Raw genomic sequence first — 18,734 nt, 5'->3', positions numbered from 1 at the left:
AAGGCTCGGCAAGCGATCACAGCCGCATGTTTTCACTTCTTGAACGCATCAACCTCTGCAGACCCTTCCGAGCGCTCATATGAGCGGTGTTTCCGCACACTTGATTTCGCTCGATGAACGATCAAAGCGTGGCACTCAGTGCCACCCTTTGGAGAAGTGCAGTCGCTCAAGATCCGCTCATCTGAGCGCAACCCTTATCAAGGGTGGCGAGAATCACGCTGCCACAGCCGACCGGATTTCACCATGCGGACGCGTCTCGCGACCGAAATCCGCCCGTCACACCCCGAGCGCCCGCAGCCGCTCCTCGACCCGCTCCGGCGCGTAGAGGTGCTCCACGACCATCGCCCCGGCCCCCACCAGCCCGGCCCGCTCGCCCAGCCGCGAGGTGACGACGTCGAGGTGGGCCGTGGAGCGGGGCAGCGCCCGCTGGTAGAGCAGTTCGCGCACGCCCGTGAGGAAGGGGGTTCCGGCCAGATCTCCGGCGATCATCAGCACGCCCGGGTTCAGGAGGGTCACGACCGTCGCCAGCACGTCCCCGACCCGGCGCCCGGCCTCCCGGGCGAGCCCGACGGCCTCGGGGTGCCCGGACGCGAGCAGGTCCCGGACGTCCGAGCCGGACGCCGCGGGCACCCCGGCCTCCGCCAGCCGCCGCGCCACCGCACCCCCGCTCGCGACGGCGGCCAGACAGCCGTAGGAACCGCACCGGCACAGCGCCTGGGCGCCCTCCGGCACCCGGATGTGCCCGATGTCCCCGGCGCCGCCGTCGATGCCGCGGAACACCGAGCCGCCGACCACGACTCCCGCGCCGATGCCGGTGGAGACCTTGACCAGCACGAAGGCGGAGCAGTCGGGGTGGCCGGTGCGCTGTTCGCCGTACGCCATCAGGTTGGCGTCGTTGTCCACGAGCACCGGCACCGCCTCGGCGCCCGTGTGCTCGGTGAGCGCCCGGGCCAGCCGGCTCCTTATGTCGTAGCCGTCCCAGCCGGGCATGATCGGCGGCTGGACGACACGGCCGGTCTCGGTGTCGACCGGGCCGGGCACCGCGAGCCCGACCCCGCACACCGTCCCGGCGCTGTGCCCGGTCTTCTGAAGCAGTTCGGCGAACCAGCGGCCGAGTTCGCCGAGCACCACGTCCGGCCCGTCCTCGACGACGAGGGTTCCGGAGTGCTCGGCGAGGATCTCGCCGCTCAGCGACAGCACGGCCGCCCGGGCGTGCCGGGTGTCGAGGTCGGCGGCCAGGACCACCGCGTGCTCGTCGTCGAACTCCAGTGTGATGGAGGGGCGTCCGCCCAGCGGGGAGTCCACCGGGCCGCCGGCGCCCTCGCGCAGCCAGCCGGCGCGGAAGAGCCGGTCGAGCCGCTGCCCGACGGTGGCCCGGGACAGTCCGGTCGCCTGCTGGAGCGCGCCCCGGGTCGTGGCCCGGCGACTGCGCACCAGTTCGAGCAGATCGCCGGCGCTTGCCTGAACGCGTCCCGTCATGCGCACCCCCTTGTGTTTCCCAACCCTGCATTACATATTGGGTTTTGCGTGTTAAATAGACGTAACCCTACGGTAGCCCTCGCCGATCCTGGCAGGAGTACGTCTTTGGGAGAGCCCCGAGTGGATCGCATCGCCCAGCTCACCACGCGTCCCGCGGGGCGCGAGATCGCATACGATCCGGCCGCCGCGCCAACTTCCCTGCAGGTCAGGGCCGCACAGGTCCTGGAGGGCAACTGGACGGGCAAGTCCACCGTGCCCTCCCGCAGCCTGTATCCGCACCAGTGGTCGTGGGACTCGGCGTTCATCGCGATCGGCCTGCGGCACCTGTCGCCGTTACGCGCCCAGACGGAGCTGGAGACGCTGCTGGCGGCGCAGTGGGCGGACGGGCGGATCCCGCACATCGTCTTCAACCCCTCCGTGCCCCTCGACGCGTACTTCCCGAGCCCCGACTTCTGGCGCTCCTCCACCGCGGGGAGCGCGGCGGGCGCCCCGCGCACCGTACAGACCTCCGGAATCGTGCAGCCACCGGTGCACGCCCTGGCCGCGTGGCTGGTGCACCTCGCCGACCCGGGCCTGTCGCGGGCGCGCGGCTTCCTCGCCCGGGCCTACCCCCGGCTGGCCGCCTGGCACCGCTACCTGCTGCGCCGGCGCGACCTGGGCGGGGGCGGGCTGGTCTCCGTCGTGCACCCGTGGGAACAGGGTATGGACAACAGCCCCTGCTGGGACCGCCCGCTGTCCCGGGTCACCCCCGCCCCGGCCCGCTCCTTCCGCCGCGCCGACCTCGACCACGGCGCGCCCGAGGACCGGCCGACGGATCTGGACTACGGGCGGTACGTGCGGCTCGCGGCGGACTACCGGGACGGCGGCTACGCCGACGAGCCGTACCGGGAAGCCTCCGGCGGGGGACGGTCGGGCGACTTCGCCGTGGAGGACCCGGCGTTCAACGCCCTGCTCATCGCCTCCGAGTACGCCCTGGCCCGGATCGCGCACGAGCTGGGCGCGGCGGCCGCGGCCCGGCAGGCCCGGGCCGAGCGCCTCACGGCGGCCCTGGTGGAGCGGTTGTGGGAGCCGGCCGCGGGGATGTTCCTGTGCCGGGACGTGCGCGCCGGGGAGCTGATCCCCGAGCGGGGCGTCTCCGGGCTCGTTCCGCTGCTGCTGCCGACCCTGCCGCGCGACCTCGCGGTCACCCTGGTCCGCACGGTGTGCGGCCCGCACTTCGGCCTCGGCGGCGCGACCCGCCTGGTCCCCAGCTACGACCTGCTGGGCGAGGCCTTCGACCCGCACCGCTACTGGCGCGGCCCGGCCTGGTTCAACACGAACTGGCTGCTGGAGCGCGGGCTGCGGCTGCACGGCGAGCGGGGCCGGGCCGACGCCCTGCGCAAGGGCATGCTGCACACCGCCGGCGCCTCCGACTTCGCGGAGTACGTCGACCCGTACACGGCACAGGCCTGCGGCGCCACCGGCTTCGGCTGGACCGCCGCGCTCACGCTCGACCTGCTGCACGACCGGCCCGCAGGGGACAGGAACGGCGTCACGGCGATCAAGGGAGGGAACCGGGGATGACGGACCGGCATCATCTGCTCGTGCACGGCGGGACGTTCGCCGCCGTCGGCGACCGCGGCGACATCAGCGGCTACCGGGGCGGCAGTGCCCCGGACGGCATGTTCGTACGGGACGCGCGGCACCTGAGTCGCTGGCAGCTCACCGTGGACGGCGCCGTGCCGGAGACGCTGACGCCGGTGGCCGACGGGGACACCGCGGCGTGCGTCCTCGTCCCGCGCGGTGGCCGCAACGAGCCGGCCGCCTACACGCTCTTCCGCGAACAGGCCGTGGGCGACGCCTCGTTCGTGGAGTCGCTGCGCGTCACCAGCAACCGCCCGGTGCCGACGGCGGTCCGCCTCGCGGTCACCGCCGACGCCGACTTCACCGACCAGTTCGAGTTGCGCTCCGACCACCGCACGTACGCGAAGGCCGGTGCCGTCCGCTCCCGCAAGGTCCTCGGCCACGGCGTGGAGTTCAGCTACCGGCGCGGCGAGTGGCGGTCCGTCACGACCGTGACGGCCGAGCCGCAGCCGGACGCCGTGGAGGAGACCGGCACGGGCGCCCGCCGCCTGGTGTGGACCCTGGACCTCCCACCGCACGGCACCGCCGAGCTGATCCTGCGCGTCATCGCCCGCCCGCACGGCGACAAGCGCGCCCTGCGCGTGCCCCGCTCCCCCGCCGCCCTCCAGGAGCAACGGCGGGCGCGGGAAGGCGAGTTCATGGAGGGCGTGGCCTTTCCGAGCGGCTGGCCCGAGCTGGCCGCGGCGTGCGCCCGGGGCCTCGCCGACCTCGCCGCGCTCCAGGTCCCGGCGACCGGCCCGGACGGCGAGGAACTGCGCGTCCCGGCCGCCGGCGCCCCCTGGTTCCTCACCCTGCTGGGCCGGGACGCCCTGCTGACCTCGCTGTTCGCCCTGCCCTACCGGCCGCGGCTGGCCGCCGCCACGCTGCCCGCGCTGGCCGCGACCCAGGCCACGCAGGCCGGCGCCGACGAGATCGCCCAGCCCGGCAAGATCGTGCACGAGGTGCGGCACGGCGAACTGGCCCACTTCGGCCAGGTCCCCTACGGCCGCTACTACGGCTCGGTCGACGCCACGCCCCTCTTCCTCGTCCTGCTCGGGGCGTACACCGAGCAGACCGGCGACACCGCCCTGGCCCGCCGTCTGGAGCCGCACGCCCGCGCGGCGGTGGGCTGGATGCTCGACCACGGCGGTCTCACCTCGCGCGGCTACCTGGTCTACCGCGCCGACCAGGGCGGCCTCGCCAACCAGAACTGGAAGGACTCCCCCGGCGCCATCTGCTCCGCCGAGGGCACCCGCCCGAACGGGCCGGTGACGGCGGCGGGTGCCCAGGGCTACGCCTACGACGCGCTGCGCCGCACGGCGTGGGTCGCGCGCGCGGTGTGGCAGGACGGGACATACGCGGACCTGCTGGAGCAGGCGGCCGGTGACCTGCGCGACCGTTTCCAGCGGGACTTCTGGATGCCGGAGCACTCCTTCCCGGCGCTCGCGCTGGACGGCCGGGGCGACCGGGTCGACGCGCTCGCCTCCGACGCCGGGCACCTGCTGTGGTCGGGGCTGCTGGACAAGGAGTACGGCGAACTCGTCGGGCGCCGCCTGCTGGAGCCGGACTTCTTCTCCGGCTGGGGCGTGCGCACCCTGGCGGCCGGGCAGCCGGCGTTCCATCCGCTGTCCTACCACCGCGGCTCGGTCTGGCCGCACGACAACGCGCTGATCGCGCTGGGCCTGGCCCGGTACGGGCTGCACGACGAGGCCCGCGCGATCGCCCGCGGTCTGGTCGACGCGGCGGCCGCGACCGGCCACCGGCTGCCGGAGGTCCTCGCGGGCTACGGCCGCGACACGCACCCGGAGCCGGTGCCGTACCCGCACGCGTGCGTGCGGGAGTCCCGGTCGGCGTCGGCCCCGCTGGCGCTGCTCACGGCGGTCGGCGGCGTCTGAGGGCCGGTTGGCCCGCCGTTTGCCGGGTGTTTGCCGAGCGCTGGCCCGCCGGGCTGAACACACCAGGTGGGCGCGCCGTACGGAACTGAGGCGGACCCGTTCCCCCACGCGGGTCCGCCACCTCGCCGGGTTTCGTACGGGAAGGACCTCCGGGTGCCTGTCTTCACACGCCTCCGCCAGTCGCCACAGCCGGGCATCCCGAAGGCCGGGTCCGAGACGGATGAGGAGGGGGACGGCACGGATGAGGCGCCGGCCGACCCGGAGAAGGCAGAGGCCAGCCCGGAGGAGGCCCAGGCCCGCGCGGAGAAGCCCCAGGCCGGCCCGGAAGATGCCCAGGCCTGCCCGGAGATTGCGGAAGCCGACGCGGAAAAGGCCGAGGCCCGCGAGGAGGCCGGTGCTGCGGAGGCGCAGGCCTGCGCGGCAGAGGCACAGGCCGACGCGGAGGAGCCCCAGGCCAGACCGGAAGAGGCGGAAGCCGACGCGGAGAAGGCCGAGGCCGGCCCGGCAGAGGCACAGGCCAGCCCGGCAGAGGCACAGGCCAGCCCGGCAGAGGCACAGGCCAGCCCGGCAGAGGCACAGGCCAGCCCGGCAGAGGCACAGGCCCTCCCGGCAGAAGCTCAGACCGACGCGGAGAAGGCCAAGGCCGGCCCGGCAGAGGCACAGGCCCTCCCGGCAGAAGCTCAGACCGACGCGGAGAAGGCCGAGGCCGGCCCGGCAGAGGCACAGGCCCTCCCGGCAGAAGCTCAGACCGACGCGGAGAAGGCCGAGGCCGGCCCGGCAGAGGCACAGGCCCTCCCGGCAGAAGCTCAGACCGACGCGGAGAAGGCCGAGGCCAGCCCGGCAGAGGCACAGGCCAGCCCGGCAGAGGCGCAGGCCCGGGCGGAAGACGCGGACGCCCGCGCGGAGGCCGGTGCTGCGGAGGCGCAGCCCCCCGCCTCCGGCTCCCGTCTCGCTCGCCTCCGCGCCTGGCGTACCCGTCACCCCCGCGCCGCCCGCGCCCTCGACCTCACCACCACCGTGCTCGCCGCCGTCCTGGTCCTCGGTGCGCTGCTCCTGCCCAACACGCTCCCCGCCCTCGAACCGGTCAGTTTCGCGCGCATCCCGGCGGAGGCGGTCATCGGCGCCGTCGTCGTGCTGGGGCTGCCGCGCCGGCCCCGGCTGGCGGCGGCCGTGCTCTACGGGCTCGGGCTGACGGCACTGACGGCCGTGAACCTGCTCGACATGGGGTTCAACGAGTACCTCGGCCGGGGCTTCAACGCCGCGCTGGACTGGGACCTGCTGCCCGACGCGCAGGCGTACGTCGGGGACACGCTCGGCGGGGGCGTCGCGACCGCCGCCGCCGTCGGCGCGGTGGTGCTCGTCCTGCTCGTGGGGGCCGTCATGGTCGCGGCGACGATCCGCCTCGCCGGTGTGCTGGCCCGCCACCGGACCCGGGCGACCAAGGGCGCCCTGATCGCCGGCACCGTCTGGATCACCTGCTCGGCCCTGGGCCTCACGCTGTTCGGCGGGCCGATCGCCTCCGAGCGCGCCGCCGGGGCCCTCCGGGTGCATGCCCAGCGGACGGTGGAGTCGCTGCGGGACGAGGCGGCGTTCGTGCGGCAGGCGAAGGCGGACACCTTCGGCAACACCCCGCCCGACCAGCTCCTGCCCGACCTCCGGGGCAAGGACGTGATCTTCACGTTCATCGAGAGCTACGGCCGCAGCGCCGTCGAGGACCCGATCATCGCCCCCGGCGTCGACCGGACCCTCGACACCGGCACCAAGGCGCTGGCGAAGGCCGGCTTCCACGCCCGCAGCGGCTGGCTGACCTCGGCGACCTTCGGCGGCAGCAGCTGGCTCGGCCACTCCACCACCATGTCCGGCCTGTGGATCGACAACCAGCGGCGCTACCGCACGGTCACCGCGGGCGACCACCTCACCCTGACCAAGGCGTTCCGGAAGACCGGCGCCTGGGACACGGTGGGCGTCATGCCCGGCGTGCAGAAGGGCTGGCCGGAGGAGAAGTGGTACGGCCTCGACAAGCTCTACGACGCCTTCGACCTGGGCTACCGGGGCCCGAAGTTCAGCTGGTCGACCATGCCCGACCAGTACGCGCTGGAGGCGTTCCAGCGCCAGGTGCACGGGAGGAAGCGCGACAAGCCGCTGATGTCGTTCGTCATCCTGACCTCCAGTCACCAGCCCTGGGCACCGCTGCCGAAGATGGTCGGCTGGGACGAACTGGGCGACGGCACGGTCTTCGGCCCGATCCAGAAGGCCGGCAACAAGGCGGCGGACATCATCACCGACACCACCAGGTCCCGGCAGGAGTACGGCAAGTCCATCCAGTACTCGATCACCAGCCTCACCCAGTGGCTCCAGCGCTACGGCACCGACGACACCGTCCTGGTCTTCCTCGGCGACCACCAGCCGATGGCGCGGGTCAGCGGCATCCGCGCCTCCCGCGACGTGCCGGTGTCCCTCGTCGCCAAGGACCCGAAGGTGCTGGAGAAGATCAGCGACTGGAACTGGACGGAGGGCCTCAAGCCCGGCCGTGACGCGCCCGTGTGGAGGATGGACTCCTTCCGGGACCGCTTCCTGAAGGCGTACGGCTCGACACCGCACCCCTCCACGGGCTGATCAGCCGCCGGAGGTGTCGAGTTCGGCGTCCTCGCCGACGCCGGCGCAGTCGTAGGGGTCCTTCAGCCAGCCGTCCGGCAGCACCACCCGGTTGTTGCCGGACGTACGGCCCCGGGGCCCGTCGGCACCGGCGGGCCAGGGCTGGTCGAGGTCCAGCTCGTCCAGGCCGGAGCGCAGCTCCTCCAGGGACGAGGTGATCGCGAGGCGCTTGCGCATCTCGGAGCCGACCGCGAAGCCCTTGAGGTACCAGGCGACGTGCTTGCGGAAGTCGATGACGCCCCGGGACTCGTCGCCGATCCACTCCCCGAGCAGGGTGGCGTGCCGGACCATGACGTCGGCGACCTCGCGCAGGGTGGGGCGGGCGATGTCCTCGGTGCGGCCCTCGAACGCGGCGACGAGGTCGGCGAAGAGCCACGGCCGCCCGAGGCAGCCGCGCCCGACCACGACTCCGTCGCAGCCGGTCTCGCGCACCATCCGCAGGGCGTCCGCGGCCGACCAGATGTCGCCGTTGCCGAGCACCGGGATCTCCGGGACGTGCTCCTTGAGCCGGGCGATGGCGTCCCAGTCGGCGGTGCCGCCGTAGTGCTGGGCGGCGGTGCGGCCGTGCAGGGCGATGGCGGTGACGCCCTCCTCGACGGCGATCCGGCCGGCGTCGAGGTAGGTGATGTGGTCGTCGTCGATGCCCTTGCGCATCTTCATCGTGACCGGCAGGTCACCGGCGCCGCTGACGGCCTCGCGCAGGATCGCCCGCAGCAGGTTCCGCTTGAACGGCAGCGCCGAGCCGCCGCCCTTGCGGGTGACCTTCGGCACCGGGCAGCCGAAGTTGAGGTCGATGTGGTCGGCGAGGTCCTCCTCCGCGATCATGCGGACGGCCTTGCCGACGGTGGCCGGGTCCACGCCGTAGAGCTGGATGGACCGGGGCCGCTCACTCGCGTCGAAGTGGATGAGCTGCATGGTCTTCTCGTTGCGCTCGACCAGCGCCCTGGTGGTGATCATCTCGCTGACGAACAGGCCCTTGCCACCACTGAACTCCCGGCACAGGGTGCGGAAGGGCGCGTTGGTGATCCCGGCCATGGGGGCCAGGACGACGGGCGGCTGGACGGTGTGCGGACCGATCTGCAGGGGCGTGGACATGCCTCCATTGTGCCGTGCAATGAAAAAGCAAAATTCGTTAGTTAGCCACACTATTGAAATCGGCGTACGATGGAGCGCATGCCCGAGCTCAGTCACCGCCGCCGCATGCTGGTGCTCGCGATCTGCTGCATGAGCCTGCTGATCGTGAGCCTGGACAACACGGTCCTGAACGTGGCCCTGCCGTCCATGCAGCAGGACCTGCACGCCGGCACGTCGGGCCTGCAGTGGACGATCGACGCGTACACGCTGGTCCTGGCCTCGCTGCTGATGCTCGCGGGCTCCACGGCCGACCGGATCGGACGCAAGCGCGTCTTCATGGCGGGCCTGGTCGTCTTCACCCTCGGCTCGGTGCTGTGCTCCCTCGCCCCGAACCTGGAGGCACTGGTCGCGTTCCGGATGGTGCAGGCGGTGGGCGGCTCGATGCTGAACCCGGTCGCCATGTCGATCATCACCAACACGTTCACGGACCCCCGGGAACGGGCCCGGGCGATCGGCGTCTGGGGCGCGGTGGTCGGCATCTCCATGGCCGCCGGTCCGCTGGTCGGAGGCCTCCTGGTGGAGTCGGTCGGCTGGCGCTCGATCTTCTGGATCAACCTGCCGGTGGGGCTGGCGGCCCTGCTGCTCACCCTGCGCTTCGTCCCCGAGTCGCGTGCGCCCCGGGCCCGCCGCCCGGACCCCGTCGGGCAGGTGCTGGTGATCGCGCTGTTCGGCTCGCTGACGTACGCGATCATCGAGGCGCCGAGCACGGCCTTCGCGTCCCTGGCGCCGCTGGTGGTCCTCGCCCTGGCGGCCCTCACCGCCCTGCTCTGGTACGAACCGCGCCGCGCGGAGCCGCTGATCGACCTCCGCTTCTTCCGCTCGGCGCCGTTCAGCGGGGCGACGGTCGTCGCGATCAGCGCGTTCGCGGCGCTCGGCGGCTTCCTGTTCCTGTCGACGCTGTACCTGCAGAACGTGCGGGGTCTCACCGCCCTGGAGGCGGGCCTGTGGATGCTGCCGATGGCGGTGCCGACGTTCCTGTGCGCGCCGCTGTCGGGCCGCCTGGTCGGCGCGCGGGGCCCTCGCCTGCCCCTGGTGATCGCGGGCCTCGCGATGACGACGAGCGCCGTCCTCTTCGCCGCGTTCGAGGCCGAGACGTCCAACGTCACGCTCTTCCTCGGCTACGTCCTGTTCGGAGTCGGCTTCGGCTTCGTCAACGCGCCCATCACCAACACGGCGGTCTCCGGCATGCCGCGCGCCCAGGCGGGCGTGGCGGCGGCGGTGGCCTCGACGAGCCGGCAGCTCGGACAGACGCTGGGGGTGGCCGTGGTGGGGGCGGTGCTCGCGTCGGGCGTGGGCGCGTCCTCGTACCGGGAGGCGTTCGTGTCCGCCGCGCGGCCCGGCTGGTGGACCCTGGTGGCGTGCGGGTTCGCCGTGCTGACGCTGGGGGCGGTGACGAGCGGGCGGTGGGCCCGGGGGACCGCCGAACGGGCCGCCGCGGCGCTGGAGTCGGCGGAGGTGCGGGACGCCGTGGTGACCGCGGACCGTTCCTGACCACTCCTCGCCCGCTCGCCCGCTCCGGATGTCAGTGGCGTGCGCTTCAATCGCGCCATGGAGCTCACGCAAGCGACCGTCCATGACCTGCTGGCCGGGATCGGGCCGGGGAACGGCTACACCTACCTGCCCGGCGATCCGGACCCGCAGGAGCTCACCGACCTGCTCGGGGACAGGTACGGCGCGCCGCGCACCCTCGTCCTCGACGGGTTCACGGACCCGACGGTCGACGAGTCCCGGGGCGCGGCTCTCCTGCTCCCCTTCGAGGACCGGGCCGTGACGATACGGGCGTGGGCGTACGGAGACCGGTGGGTCGGCGCGGGTACGGCGCGGGACGGGGAGGGGATCGTGCGGCCGGTGCTGGTCGTCGCCCACCGGGAGGTGCCGCGGCCCCCGGCGGTCGCCCGGGGCGAGGGCGTCGGCGACGACTGGGTGGAGCGGCTCAAGCACATCACCGGCTGGACGGGGCCCGACCGGCGGCCGGACATGGACTGGGCGGAGGTGGAATCGCGCCTGGGCACCGCGCTGCCGGGCGACTACAAGCGCATGGTGGAGACGTTCGGCGAGGGCGCCTTCGACGCCTGGCTGGACCTGCACCAGGAGCCGTGGACGCACCTCAGGGAGGACGGCCTGCTGATCTGGGCGGGCACGGAGCACGAGGACCTGTACTGCTGGCGCGTCGACGGCGACGATCCGGACCGCCGGACCGTCCTCGTCCGGTCCTTCGACGGCGAGGACGTGCCCTTCGACTGCGGGACCGCGGAGTTCGTCTGCCGCATCCTCACCGATCCGGGGCACCGCTTCACGATGGCCCGCTACTTCGACACCCACTGGTTCATGAACTACCGGGAGGCCGACGAGGACGGTCGGGAGGACCTGTGAGGGCTGCCTCACAGCCTGATAACCGGCTCCCGGGGAAGCCCTGTTGATGTTGGTCTTGCTGCACACTCCTTGCTGCGGGCAGACCGGATCGGCCGGATTCGTGGACGCGGGAGACGTCATGGCGCAGATCGACACGAGCAAGGTCAGCCGCTGGGACCAGCACGGCCGGGAGCACGTGGTGCGGGTGCAGCGCACGGGTGTGCAGCGCACGATCAGGTGCGACACCTGCGGCTGGCGCAGAGGCGCCCAGTTCCTGCCCTGGCTGAAGGCGGAGGAGCACCTGGCGGAGGCCCACCAGGCGACGGTGGACCCGACGTCCGCGGCGTGATCCGCGCGGCAGGGCCCACGTAATCCGCGGTGGCAGGGCCTAGTAGAGGATCGAGGGCAGATAGGCCCCGTCGGGCTGGTTGTACAGGCCGACGGTCATCAGGCTCATCAGCTGGACGACCTTGAGGCCGTGGGACAGGCACCACCTGAGCAGTGCGCTGTCGCCGGTGGGTACGAGGATGCCGGGGCCGGCGAACCGCGGCGCGGCCGCGATGAGGGCCTGGAGGTCGGGGGTGGTCTCGCCGACGGCGTGGGCGAAGAAGGCGAGGTCGGTGGCGTAGCCGGTGACGCGCCCCGCGCGCTCGACGACCCGGGCGGTGCCCTGTTTGAGCGCGTCGGCGACCTCGCCGCCGCGGTCGACGCCGTGGACCTGCCGGCACACGTCGTTGCAGGCGCCGAGGTCCGCGTCCGTGGCCTCCCGCACCGCGTACCCGGGGAGTTCCTCCTTCGGCGGCGGTCCCTGGACGCAGGCCAGCGTGGCCCGGTGGACGAAGCCCAGGCTCGCGTACAGCGAGAACGACCTGTTGTGGTAGCCGCTCTGCAGGAGCCGGATGCCGGGTGCCCCGCGCTCGGCGGTCCTGTCCATCACGTCCCGCATGAGGCGGCGGCCCACACCCGCGTTCTGCACGGCGGGGTCGACCGTGATGGGCCCGACTCCGACGACGGCCGAGCGTTCGTCGAGGAAGTTGCTGCCCACGATCCGCCCGTCGAGCTCGGCGACGACACTGTAGAACCCGGGGTGGGTCAGGGCGCCCTCCATCAGCGCGACACCCACTTCGGGGCTGGGGAAGTCGGGTGGGAACGCGTGCTGCTCGGCGATGCCGGCGAAGGCCTCGTAGCAGATCCGGCCGCACTCCGCTGCATCGTCGGCGGTCCCCGGGCGCAGTATGAGATCCACGATCGCCATCCCCTCTTCGCGCGTCCCGCGCGGCGCCCCGCCCCTCACCTCCATCGTGGGCCCTGGCCGTCCCGGGCGCACCCGGTGGGCGGTGGAGCGGCAGCGTGGCCGGCACCGCCCACCGTTCGCCGCCCATCGGACGGCCCGGCCTCACTTCAGGTGGCGGTCCAGGAACCGGCAGCCGTCCTCCAGCTCGAACCACGGGGTGCCGGTGTGCCCTCCCACATTGGCGTGCAGCGTCTTCTCCTTGCTGCGGAAGGCGTCGAAGAGGTCCAGGGCCCGTTGCCGGGGGTTCCCCTCGTCGTCCCACTGCAGCAGGAACAGCAGCGGAACGGTGACCTGCCGGGCCTCCTCGCGCTGGGCACGGGGCACGTATCCCCCGGCGAAGAAGCTCGCGGCCGCGATGCGCGGCTCGACCACCGCCAGCCGGATGCCGAGGGCGGTCCAGCCCCCGGAGTACCCGACCGGGCCGCCGCCGGTCTCGGGCAGTTCGAGGAGGGCGTCCAGCGTGGTCCGCCATTCCGGGACGGCGTTCTCGACCAGCGGGCCGACGAGGGACTCCAGGATCTCGTCGACCGGCTCGCCGGCCCGCATCGCCCGCCGGAGTCCGGCACGGGCTTGTTCGTCGGCGGCGGAACGGGGACGGTCACCGCACCCGGCGGCGTCGATGGTGGCCACGGCGTAGCCGCGCGCCGCGGTGTACCGGGCCCGGGCCACCAGCCGGGGTTCCGCCATGGGCAGGCCGTTGTTGTGGGCCATCAGCACCAGCGGGGCCGGTGCGGATCCGGGGGTCCACAGGGTGCCGGGGATGTCGCCGAGGGTGAATGCGCGCTCGAGGACGCCGTCGTCGAGGCGCTGTTCGGACGTGAATCGCATCGTCGTGCCTTTCGGGAGTGCGCTGAACGGCGCTCCCGGACGACCTATCGCCCGACCGTGACCCCGGAGGGGAGCACCCATGTCGCTACTGCGTTCACGGGTATCACCTCCTCGTTCTCTCGCACGGCCTGGCGGGACACTAGTCGGGGAGGCCATGGCACGCCAACGGGTTTTCGCGGAAGCTCCGTTGCCGGATGCCGCCGCACCCCGCAGGACACGGCCTAAGCCCGCAGTCCCCGCACCAGCAGGTCGACGACCGCCTCGAAGTCGGCCTCGACGCCTTCCTGCCGCCACTCCTGCGCGTAGCCCGGGTCGTGGAAGCGGGCCGTCGCCTGGAAGACCGCGCGGGCCGTGGCCTCCGGGTCCGCCGCGGTGAAGGAACCGGTCTCGACACCGGCCTGGATCACCCGGGTCAGTTGGGCGGTGAGGTCGGCGAGGTGCTCGCTCACCGCCGTGCCGTTCTCCCCCGTGAGGACCGTGTACGTGGCGAACAGCTCCGGATCGTCGCCCGCCTTGCGGCGCTTCGCGGCGAACAGCGCGGTGAGCCAGTCCCGCAGCCGGGCCTCCGGGTCGCGGTCCGCGGCGGCGATCCCGGACAGTTCGCCGGACGTGCGGTCCAGCCAGCGCTTGGTGACCGCCTCGCGCAGCGCCGCCTTCGTCCGGAAGTGACGGTAGACACTGCCGTGGCTGACGCCGAGCGCGCGGGCCACGTCGACCACGGTGGCCTTGGCCGGGCCGTGGCGGCGCAGCACCTCCTCGGTGGCTTCGAGGATGCGCTCGGCGGTCAGGGTCTCGCTGGTCGGTGCCATGCCCAGACCGTACCCGGAGCCAGGTTCACCGCTCGACGTGCGCCAGCTGCGCCGCCGGGTAGCGGGCGCCGGCGGCGGCACCGGCCGGTACGGCCTCCTCGATCGCGGCCAGGTCGGCGGCGTCCAGCGTCACGTCCAGCGCGCCCAGGGCCTCGGTGAGCCGGTCGCGGCGGCGGGCGCCGACCAGCGGCACGATGTCCGCACCGCGGCTGAGCACCCAGGCGATGGCGATCTGCGCGACGCTGACGCCCTTCTGCCCGGCGATCTTCCGCAGCGCCTCGACGAGGTCGAGGTTGTGGCGGAGGTTGTCGCCCTGGAAGCGCGGGGACATCGCCCGGAAGTCGCCCGGGGCGAGCTGCCGGTCGGCGGTGAAGTGCCCGGAGATCAGGCCGCGGGAGAGGACGCCGTACGCCGTGATGCCGATGCCCAGGTCACGTGTGGTGGGCAGGATCTCGTCCTCGATGCCGCGCGAGAGGAGGGAGTACTCGATCTGGAGGTCGGCGATGGGCGCCGTGACCGCCGCCCGCCGGATCGTCTCGGCGCCGACCTCGCTGAGGCCGATGTGCCGTACGTGTCCCTTCTCGACCAGTTCCGCGATGGCACCGACCGTCTCCTCGATCGGCACGTCCGGGTCGAGGCGGGCGAGGCGGTAGACGTCGATGTGGTCGACGCCGAGCCGTTGGAGGGAGTAGGCGGCGAAGTTCTTGACGGCGGCGGGCCGGCCGTCGTAGCCGGACCAGCCGCCGTCCGGGTCGCGCAGGGCGCCGAACTTCACGCTGACCAGGGCCTTTTCACGCCGGGCGGCGGGGGCCGCGCGCAGGGCCTCGCCGATCAGGATCTCGTTGTGGCCCATGCCGTAGAAGTCGCCGGTGTCGAGCAGGGTGACGCCCGCTTCGAGCGCGGCGTGGATCGTCGCGATGGACTCGGTCCGGTCCGCCTCGCCGTACAGCGCGGACATGCCCATGCAGCCGAGGCCGAGGGCGGAGACCTGGGGGCCGGTGGTTCCGAGGGTTCGGGTTCGCATCGTCATGCCCTCTACTGTCACATGACAGCTGACAGATTTCAATATCTGTCAGCTGTCATGTGACACCTGTCAGTCGATGCGTGTCGCCTCCCTCCCTCCGGGCTACCGCGCCGTGACCGCCAGCTTCGCCCCCAGGGCCACGAACGACCCCGCGAAGCCCCGCCGCAGCCAGGCCATCACCCGCGGCCGGCCCACCACGTGACGGCGCACCGACGCGGCCAGCACCCCGTACACGGCGAACACGACGAAGGTCGCCAGCATGAACACCCCGCCCAGGCCCAGCATCCGCAGCAGCGCGTGCGGCTCCCCGGAGTTGACGAACTGGGGCAGGAACGCGAAGAAGAAGATCGTCAGCTTCGGGTTGAGGAGGTTGATCAGCACACCCCGCACGATCACCGTCCGGGCCGGCACCGGCGCGGACGGGGCCCGCTCCTCCACCACGAGCGCCTCCTTGTCCCTGATCGTCGCCCAGGCCATGTAGAGGAGGTAGGCGACCCCGGCGTACTTCAGCACCTGGAAGGCGGTCGCGCTGGCGTGCAGCAGCGCGGCGACGCCGGTGACCGTGGCCAGCAGGTGCGGCACGATCCCGAGCGTGCAGCCGACGGCCGCGACGACACTCGCGCGGCGCCCCCGGGACAGCGCGGCGGCGAGGGTGTAGACGACGCCGGTACCCGGCGTGGCGACGACGACCAGGGTCGTCAGCAGGAACGCGATGCTCATACCGCCACCCTGATACCGCCCCGCTCCCGGTTACAGGACCAATCGACGGGAACGTTCGAGGACCACTCGTCGAGGCGGCCCCGGGCCCTGCTCAGACAAACCAGTCCTCCGCGTCCGGAGCATCGACGCACCTGAGGAACCGGGAGAACGCGTCGCATGCGTCCACCCCCAGGAAATATCCACCGGTGTGGTGGAGATGGAACCACCGGCCGGTTTCGTCCACCAGGAGGATGCCGCGCTCGGATTCCTCGTATCCGACGGGAAACAGGCCCACTCCGAGCCCGGCCGCCAACTCCTCGATCAGAGCCGCATCGCCTTTGTGGCCGAGCGTGGGCTTCATCAGCCAGGTCTCCGCCGCCTTCGGATGCGCGAGGCGCAGCAGGCCATAGGCGCGGACGACACGAGTGGCCGCGGGGGACGGAGCCAAGGCGACGCCCTGCCGCTCGGCGTCCCGCACCCGCACCTCGACAAGCTCCCCCGCGCGTCCCCGAGATCACGATCAGGGGTCCAGCCGTTCGAGGCCAGCCAAGCGATCACTTCCCGCGTCGGCTGAGGGCCAGAAGGTCTGGTCAGCCGGTTCATGCGGCTCCGAGGAACCCCGGGTCGGCGCCGTCGAACCGCAGACAGTGATCGCGGTTCAGGCCCAGGAGTTCCGCCATCGGCACCGCGCGACGACCGGTGGCCGACAGATCCTGGCGGGCTTCGGCCGACCACAGCGGCGGGAAGAACGACAGCCCCTGCCGGCCGTTCAGTACGGAGACCTCACGGGGCCAGCCGTCCCACCGCAGGCCCTCGTAGAAGTCCCGGAGCCCGCCGGAGAGAATCCAGGACAGCCAGGCCGAGTGGCCTGCCCCCAGGGCCTCCCAGCCAAGGGCGTCGGGGGCGAAATAGACGACCTCCCCCGGATCGCCGGGCCGACCGGCCTCACCGGGGCTGCTCCCGTTCAGGGCGAAGACCCCGCCCAGCACGTCGTGCGCGACCACGAGACCCGCATCCGGCCGCCACGTGGGATCGAATGTCGAGGGCATCGCGTTGATCTCCGCCAGGCCGGGCGGGCCTTCGAGCCCGGCGCTCCTCGGACTCCCGAAGATCCGCAGCCATCCGTCGTCCACGAGCAGGCCGCCGCAGTTCAGCACGATGCCGCCCAGATGAGATCGGGCGGAGACCTGGAGTTGCAGCAGGGACGCGCGGCCCGCCCCGGGATCGCCGGGCAGCACCTCGACCGGAACGTCGGCGCCGGAAAGCTCCTGAAGGAGGAGCGGCCAGGCCGGATCATCGACGTTGATCAGCTCGTCGACCTCGCGCATCTGCGCATCGTCCCACCGACCCCGGCGGCTCGGTCCACCGGGTCCGTCCCGGACCCATCCGGCCGTCTCGGGAACCTCGTCCCGTGCATACGGCGGTGCCGGGCCCCTCCCCGAGGGACCCGGCACCGGCACCGTGACAGTCGCGAGAGCGATCAGCAGCCGACCAGGCGGGCCGCCAGGTAGCCCTCGATCTGGTCGAGGGAGACGCGCTCCTGCTTCATGGAGTCACGCTCGCGGACGGTGACCGCGTTGTCCTCCAGCGTGTCGAAGTCGACGGTCACGCAGAACGGCGTGCCGATCTCGTCCTGGCGGCGGTAGCGGCGGCCGATGGCGCCGGCGTCGTCGAACTCGATGTTCCAGTGCTGGCGCAGCGCCTGGGCGAGGCCCTTGGCCTTCGGGGACAGCTCCGGGTTGCGGGACAGCGGCAGGACCGCGACCTTCACCGGGGCGAGGCGCTGGTCGAGGCGCAGCACCGTGCGCTTCTCCATCTTGCCCTTGGCGTTGGGCGCCTCGTCCTCGACGTAGGCGTCCAGCAGGAACGCCAGCATCGCGCGGCCGACACCGGCCGCGGGCTCGATGACGTAGGGGGTCCAGCGCTCGCCGGCCTCCTGGTCGAAGTAGCTGAGGTCCTGGCCGGAGGCCTTGGCGTGGGCGCCGAGGTCGTAGTCGGTGCGGTTGGCCACGCCCTCCAGCTCGCCCCACTCACTGCCGCCGAACTGGAAGCGGTACTCGATGTCGGCGGTGCGCTTGGAGTAGTGGGAGAGCTTCTCCTTCGGGTGCTCGTACCACCGCATGTTCTCCTCGCGCAGGCCCAGGCCGGTGTACCAGTTCCAGCGCTGCTCCATCCAGTACTCCTGCCACTTCTCGTCCTCGCCCGGCTTGACGAAGAACTCCATCTCCATCTGCTCGAACTCGCGGGTGCGGAAGATGAAGTTGCCGGGCGTGATCTCGTTGCGGAAGGACTTGCCCATCTGGGCGATGCCGAACGGCGGCTTGCGGCGCGAGGTGGTCTGCACCTGGGAGAAGTTGGTGAAGATGCCCTGCGCGGTCTCGGGGCGCAGGTAGGCGATGGAGCCGGAGTCCTGCGTCGGGCCGAGGTGGGTGGACAGCAGGCCCGAGAACTGCTTGGGCTCGGTGAACTGGCCCTTGTTGCCGCAGTTGGGGCAGTTGATGTCGGCGAGGCCGTTCTCCGGGGCGCGGCCCTTCTTCTCCTCGTACGCCTCCTCCAGGTGGTCCGCGCGGAACCGCTTGTGGCAGGAGGTGCACTCGGTCAGCGGGTCCGTGAAGGTGGCGACGTGGCCGGAGGCGACCCAGACCTCGGGGGCCAGGATCACGGACGAGTCGATACCCACGACGTCCTCGCGCGACGTCACCATGTAGCGCCACCACTGGCGCTTGAGGTTCTCCTTGAGCTCGACACCCAGGGGGCCGTAGTCCCAAGCGGCGCGCTGGCCGCCGTAGATCTCACTACAGGGGAATACGAAGCCACGGCGCTTGCTCAGGCTGACGATGGTGTCGATCTTGTCGGCGGCCACGGTGCTCTCTTCATTACGACGACGGGCGACGGAGCGAGTTGCTTCCAGCGAATGCCTCAGGTTACCGGCGGGGGCGCCCCCTCAATCAAATCGCTCCCCC

The 18,734-nt window shown here is 72.3% G+C and carries 16 protein-coding genes; 6 read left to right on the top strand and 10 right to left on the bottom strand.

Annotation, left to right across the window (positions count from 1 at the left end; all coding sequences use genetic code 11):
- Positions 1-276 precede the first annotated feature (276 nt).
- Positions 277-1,479 carry an ROK family protein gene (locus ACSUPV_RS27745; RefSeq protein ID WP_031111720.1) on the bottom strand — a complete coding sequence of 401 codons (1,203 nt, stop codon included), beginning with the start codon at positions 1,477-1,479 and terminating at the stop codon, positions 277-279.
- 120 nt (positions 1,480-1,599) lie between these two features.
- Here ACSUPV_RS27745 and ACSUPV_RS27740 point away from each other — a divergent pair, with 120 nt between their 5' ends.
- The 3 genes from ACSUPV_RS27740 to ACSUPV_RS27730 all read left to right on the top strand — a co-directional run bounded on the left by ACSUPV_RS27740 (position 1,600) and on the right by ACSUPV_RS27730 (position 7,592).
- Positions 1,600-3,042, top strand: a complete 1,443-nt coding sequence (locus tag ACSUPV_RS27740) for an MGH1-like glycoside hydrolase domain-containing protein (RefSeq protein WP_436948776.1) — start codon at positions 1,600-1,602, stop codon at positions 3,040-3,042.
- Entirely contained in the window at positions 3,039-4,976 is a 1,938-nt protein-coding gene (locus ACSUPV_RS27735) for an amylo-alpha-1,6-glucosidase (RefSeq protein ID WP_436948775.1), read from the top strand. Before ACSUPV_RS27740 ends, ACSUPV_RS27735 begins: the two co-directional genes overlap by 4 nt.
- Positions 4,977-5,993: 1,017 nt before the next feature.
- The gene (locus ACSUPV_RS27730; RefSeq protein WP_436949949.1) at positions 5,994-7,592 is read left to right on the top strand and encodes a sulfatase-like hydrolase/transferase; all 1,599 of its coding nucleotides are present in this window, start codon (positions 5,994-5,996) and stop codon (positions 7,590-7,592) included.
- Here the strand turns inward: ACSUPV_RS27730 and dusB are convergent, their stop codons facing one another.
- A complete protein-coding gene (dusB, locus tag ACSUPV_RS27725) occupies positions 7,593-8,726 on the bottom strand; it encodes a tRNA dihydrouridine synthase DusB (protein ID WP_436948774.1) in 1,134 nt (377 codons plus the stop codon). It abuts the gene before it with no gap.
- 78 nt (positions 8,727-8,804) lie between these two features.
- Here dusB and ACSUPV_RS27720 point away from each other — a divergent pair, with 78 nt between their 5' ends.
- The 3 genes from ACSUPV_RS27720 (at position 8,805) to ACSUPV_RS27710 (ending at position 11,466) form a co-directional block, all read left to right on the top strand.
- The gene (locus ACSUPV_RS27720; protein ID WP_037768304.1) at positions 8,805-10,256 is read left to right on the top strand and encodes an MFS transporter; all 1,452 of its coding nucleotides are present in this window, start codon (positions 8,805-8,807) and stop codon (positions 10,254-10,256) included.
- 57 nt (positions 10,257-10,313) lie between these two features.
- On the top strand, positions 10,314-11,138 hold the full coding sequence (locus tag ACSUPV_RS27715; RefSeq protein WP_436948773.1) for a hypothetical protein: 825 nt from the start codon (positions 10,314-10,316) through the stop codon (positions 11,136-11,138).
- 118 nt (positions 11,139-11,256) lie between these two features.
- Positions 11,257-11,466: a hypothetical protein gene (locus tag ACSUPV_RS27710; RefSeq protein ID WP_031111709.1), complete on the top strand. Its 210-nt coding sequence runs from the start codon at positions 11,257-11,259 to the stop codon at positions 11,464-11,466.
- Between the two features lie 39 nt (positions 11,467-11,505).
- Here the strand turns inward: ACSUPV_RS27710 and ACSUPV_RS27705 are convergent, their stop codons facing one another.
- The 8 genes from ACSUPV_RS27705 to ACSUPV_RS27670 form a co-directional block, all read right to left on the bottom strand.
- A complete protein-coding gene (locus ACSUPV_RS27705; protein WP_037768125.1) occupies positions 11,506-12,372 on the bottom strand; it encodes a GNAT family N-acetyltransferase in 867 nt (288 codons plus the stop codon).
- Between the two features lie 141 nt (positions 12,373-12,513).
- On the bottom strand, positions 12,514-13,239 hold the full coding sequence (locus ACSUPV_RS27700; protein ID WP_037768129.1) for a hypothetical protein: 726 nt from the start codon (positions 13,237-13,239) through the stop codon (positions 12,514-12,516).
- A 221-nt stretch (positions 13,240-13,460) separates the two neighbouring features.
- Positions 13,461-14,048: a TetR family transcriptional regulator gene (locus tag ACSUPV_RS27695; protein ID WP_031111705.1), complete on the bottom strand. Its 588-nt coding sequence runs from the start codon at positions 14,046-14,048 to the stop codon at positions 13,461-13,463.
- 25 nt (positions 14,049-14,073) lie between these two features.
- Positions 14,074-15,078: an aldo/keto reductase gene (locus tag ACSUPV_RS27690; protein ID WP_436948772.1), complete on the bottom strand. Its 1,005-nt coding sequence runs from the start codon at positions 15,076-15,078 to the stop codon at positions 14,074-14,076.
- 96 nt (positions 15,079-15,174) lie between these two features.
- Positions 15,175-15,792, bottom strand: coding sequence for a LysE family translocator (locus ACSUPV_RS27685; protein WP_436948771.1), 618 nt, complete (start codon positions 15,790-15,792; stop codon positions 15,175-15,177).
- A gap of 91 nt (positions 15,793-15,883) precedes the next feature.
- Complete coding sequence (locus tag ACSUPV_RS27680) at positions 15,884-16,255, bottom strand: SUKH-3 domain-containing protein (RefSeq protein WP_436948770.1); 372 nt, start codon at positions 16,253-16,255, stop codon at positions 15,884-15,886.
- 115 nt (positions 16,256-16,370) lie between these two features.
- Complete coding sequence (locus ACSUPV_RS27675; RefSeq protein WP_436948769.1) at positions 16,371-17,099, bottom strand: DUF2625 family protein; 729 nt, start codon at positions 17,097-17,099, stop codon at positions 16,371-16,373.
- A gap of 152 nt (positions 17,100-17,251) precedes the next feature.
- Positions 17,252-18,634 carry a glycine--tRNA ligase gene (locus ACSUPV_RS27670; RefSeq protein WP_031111696.1) on the bottom strand — a complete coding sequence of 461 codons (1,383 nt, stop codon included), beginning with the start codon at positions 18,632-18,634 and terminating at the stop codon, positions 17,252-17,254.
- Positions 18,635-18,734 lie beyond the last annotated feature (100 nt).

The organism is Streptomyces sp. SudanB52_2052 (assembly GCF_964272415.1).
Lineage (GTDB): Bacteria > Actinomycetota > Actinomycetes > Streptomycetales > Streptomycetaceae > Streptomyces > Streptomyces olindensis.
Note: the sequence above shows the minus strand (reverse complement) of the source record. Positions and strands in the feature narration are given on the sequence as shown.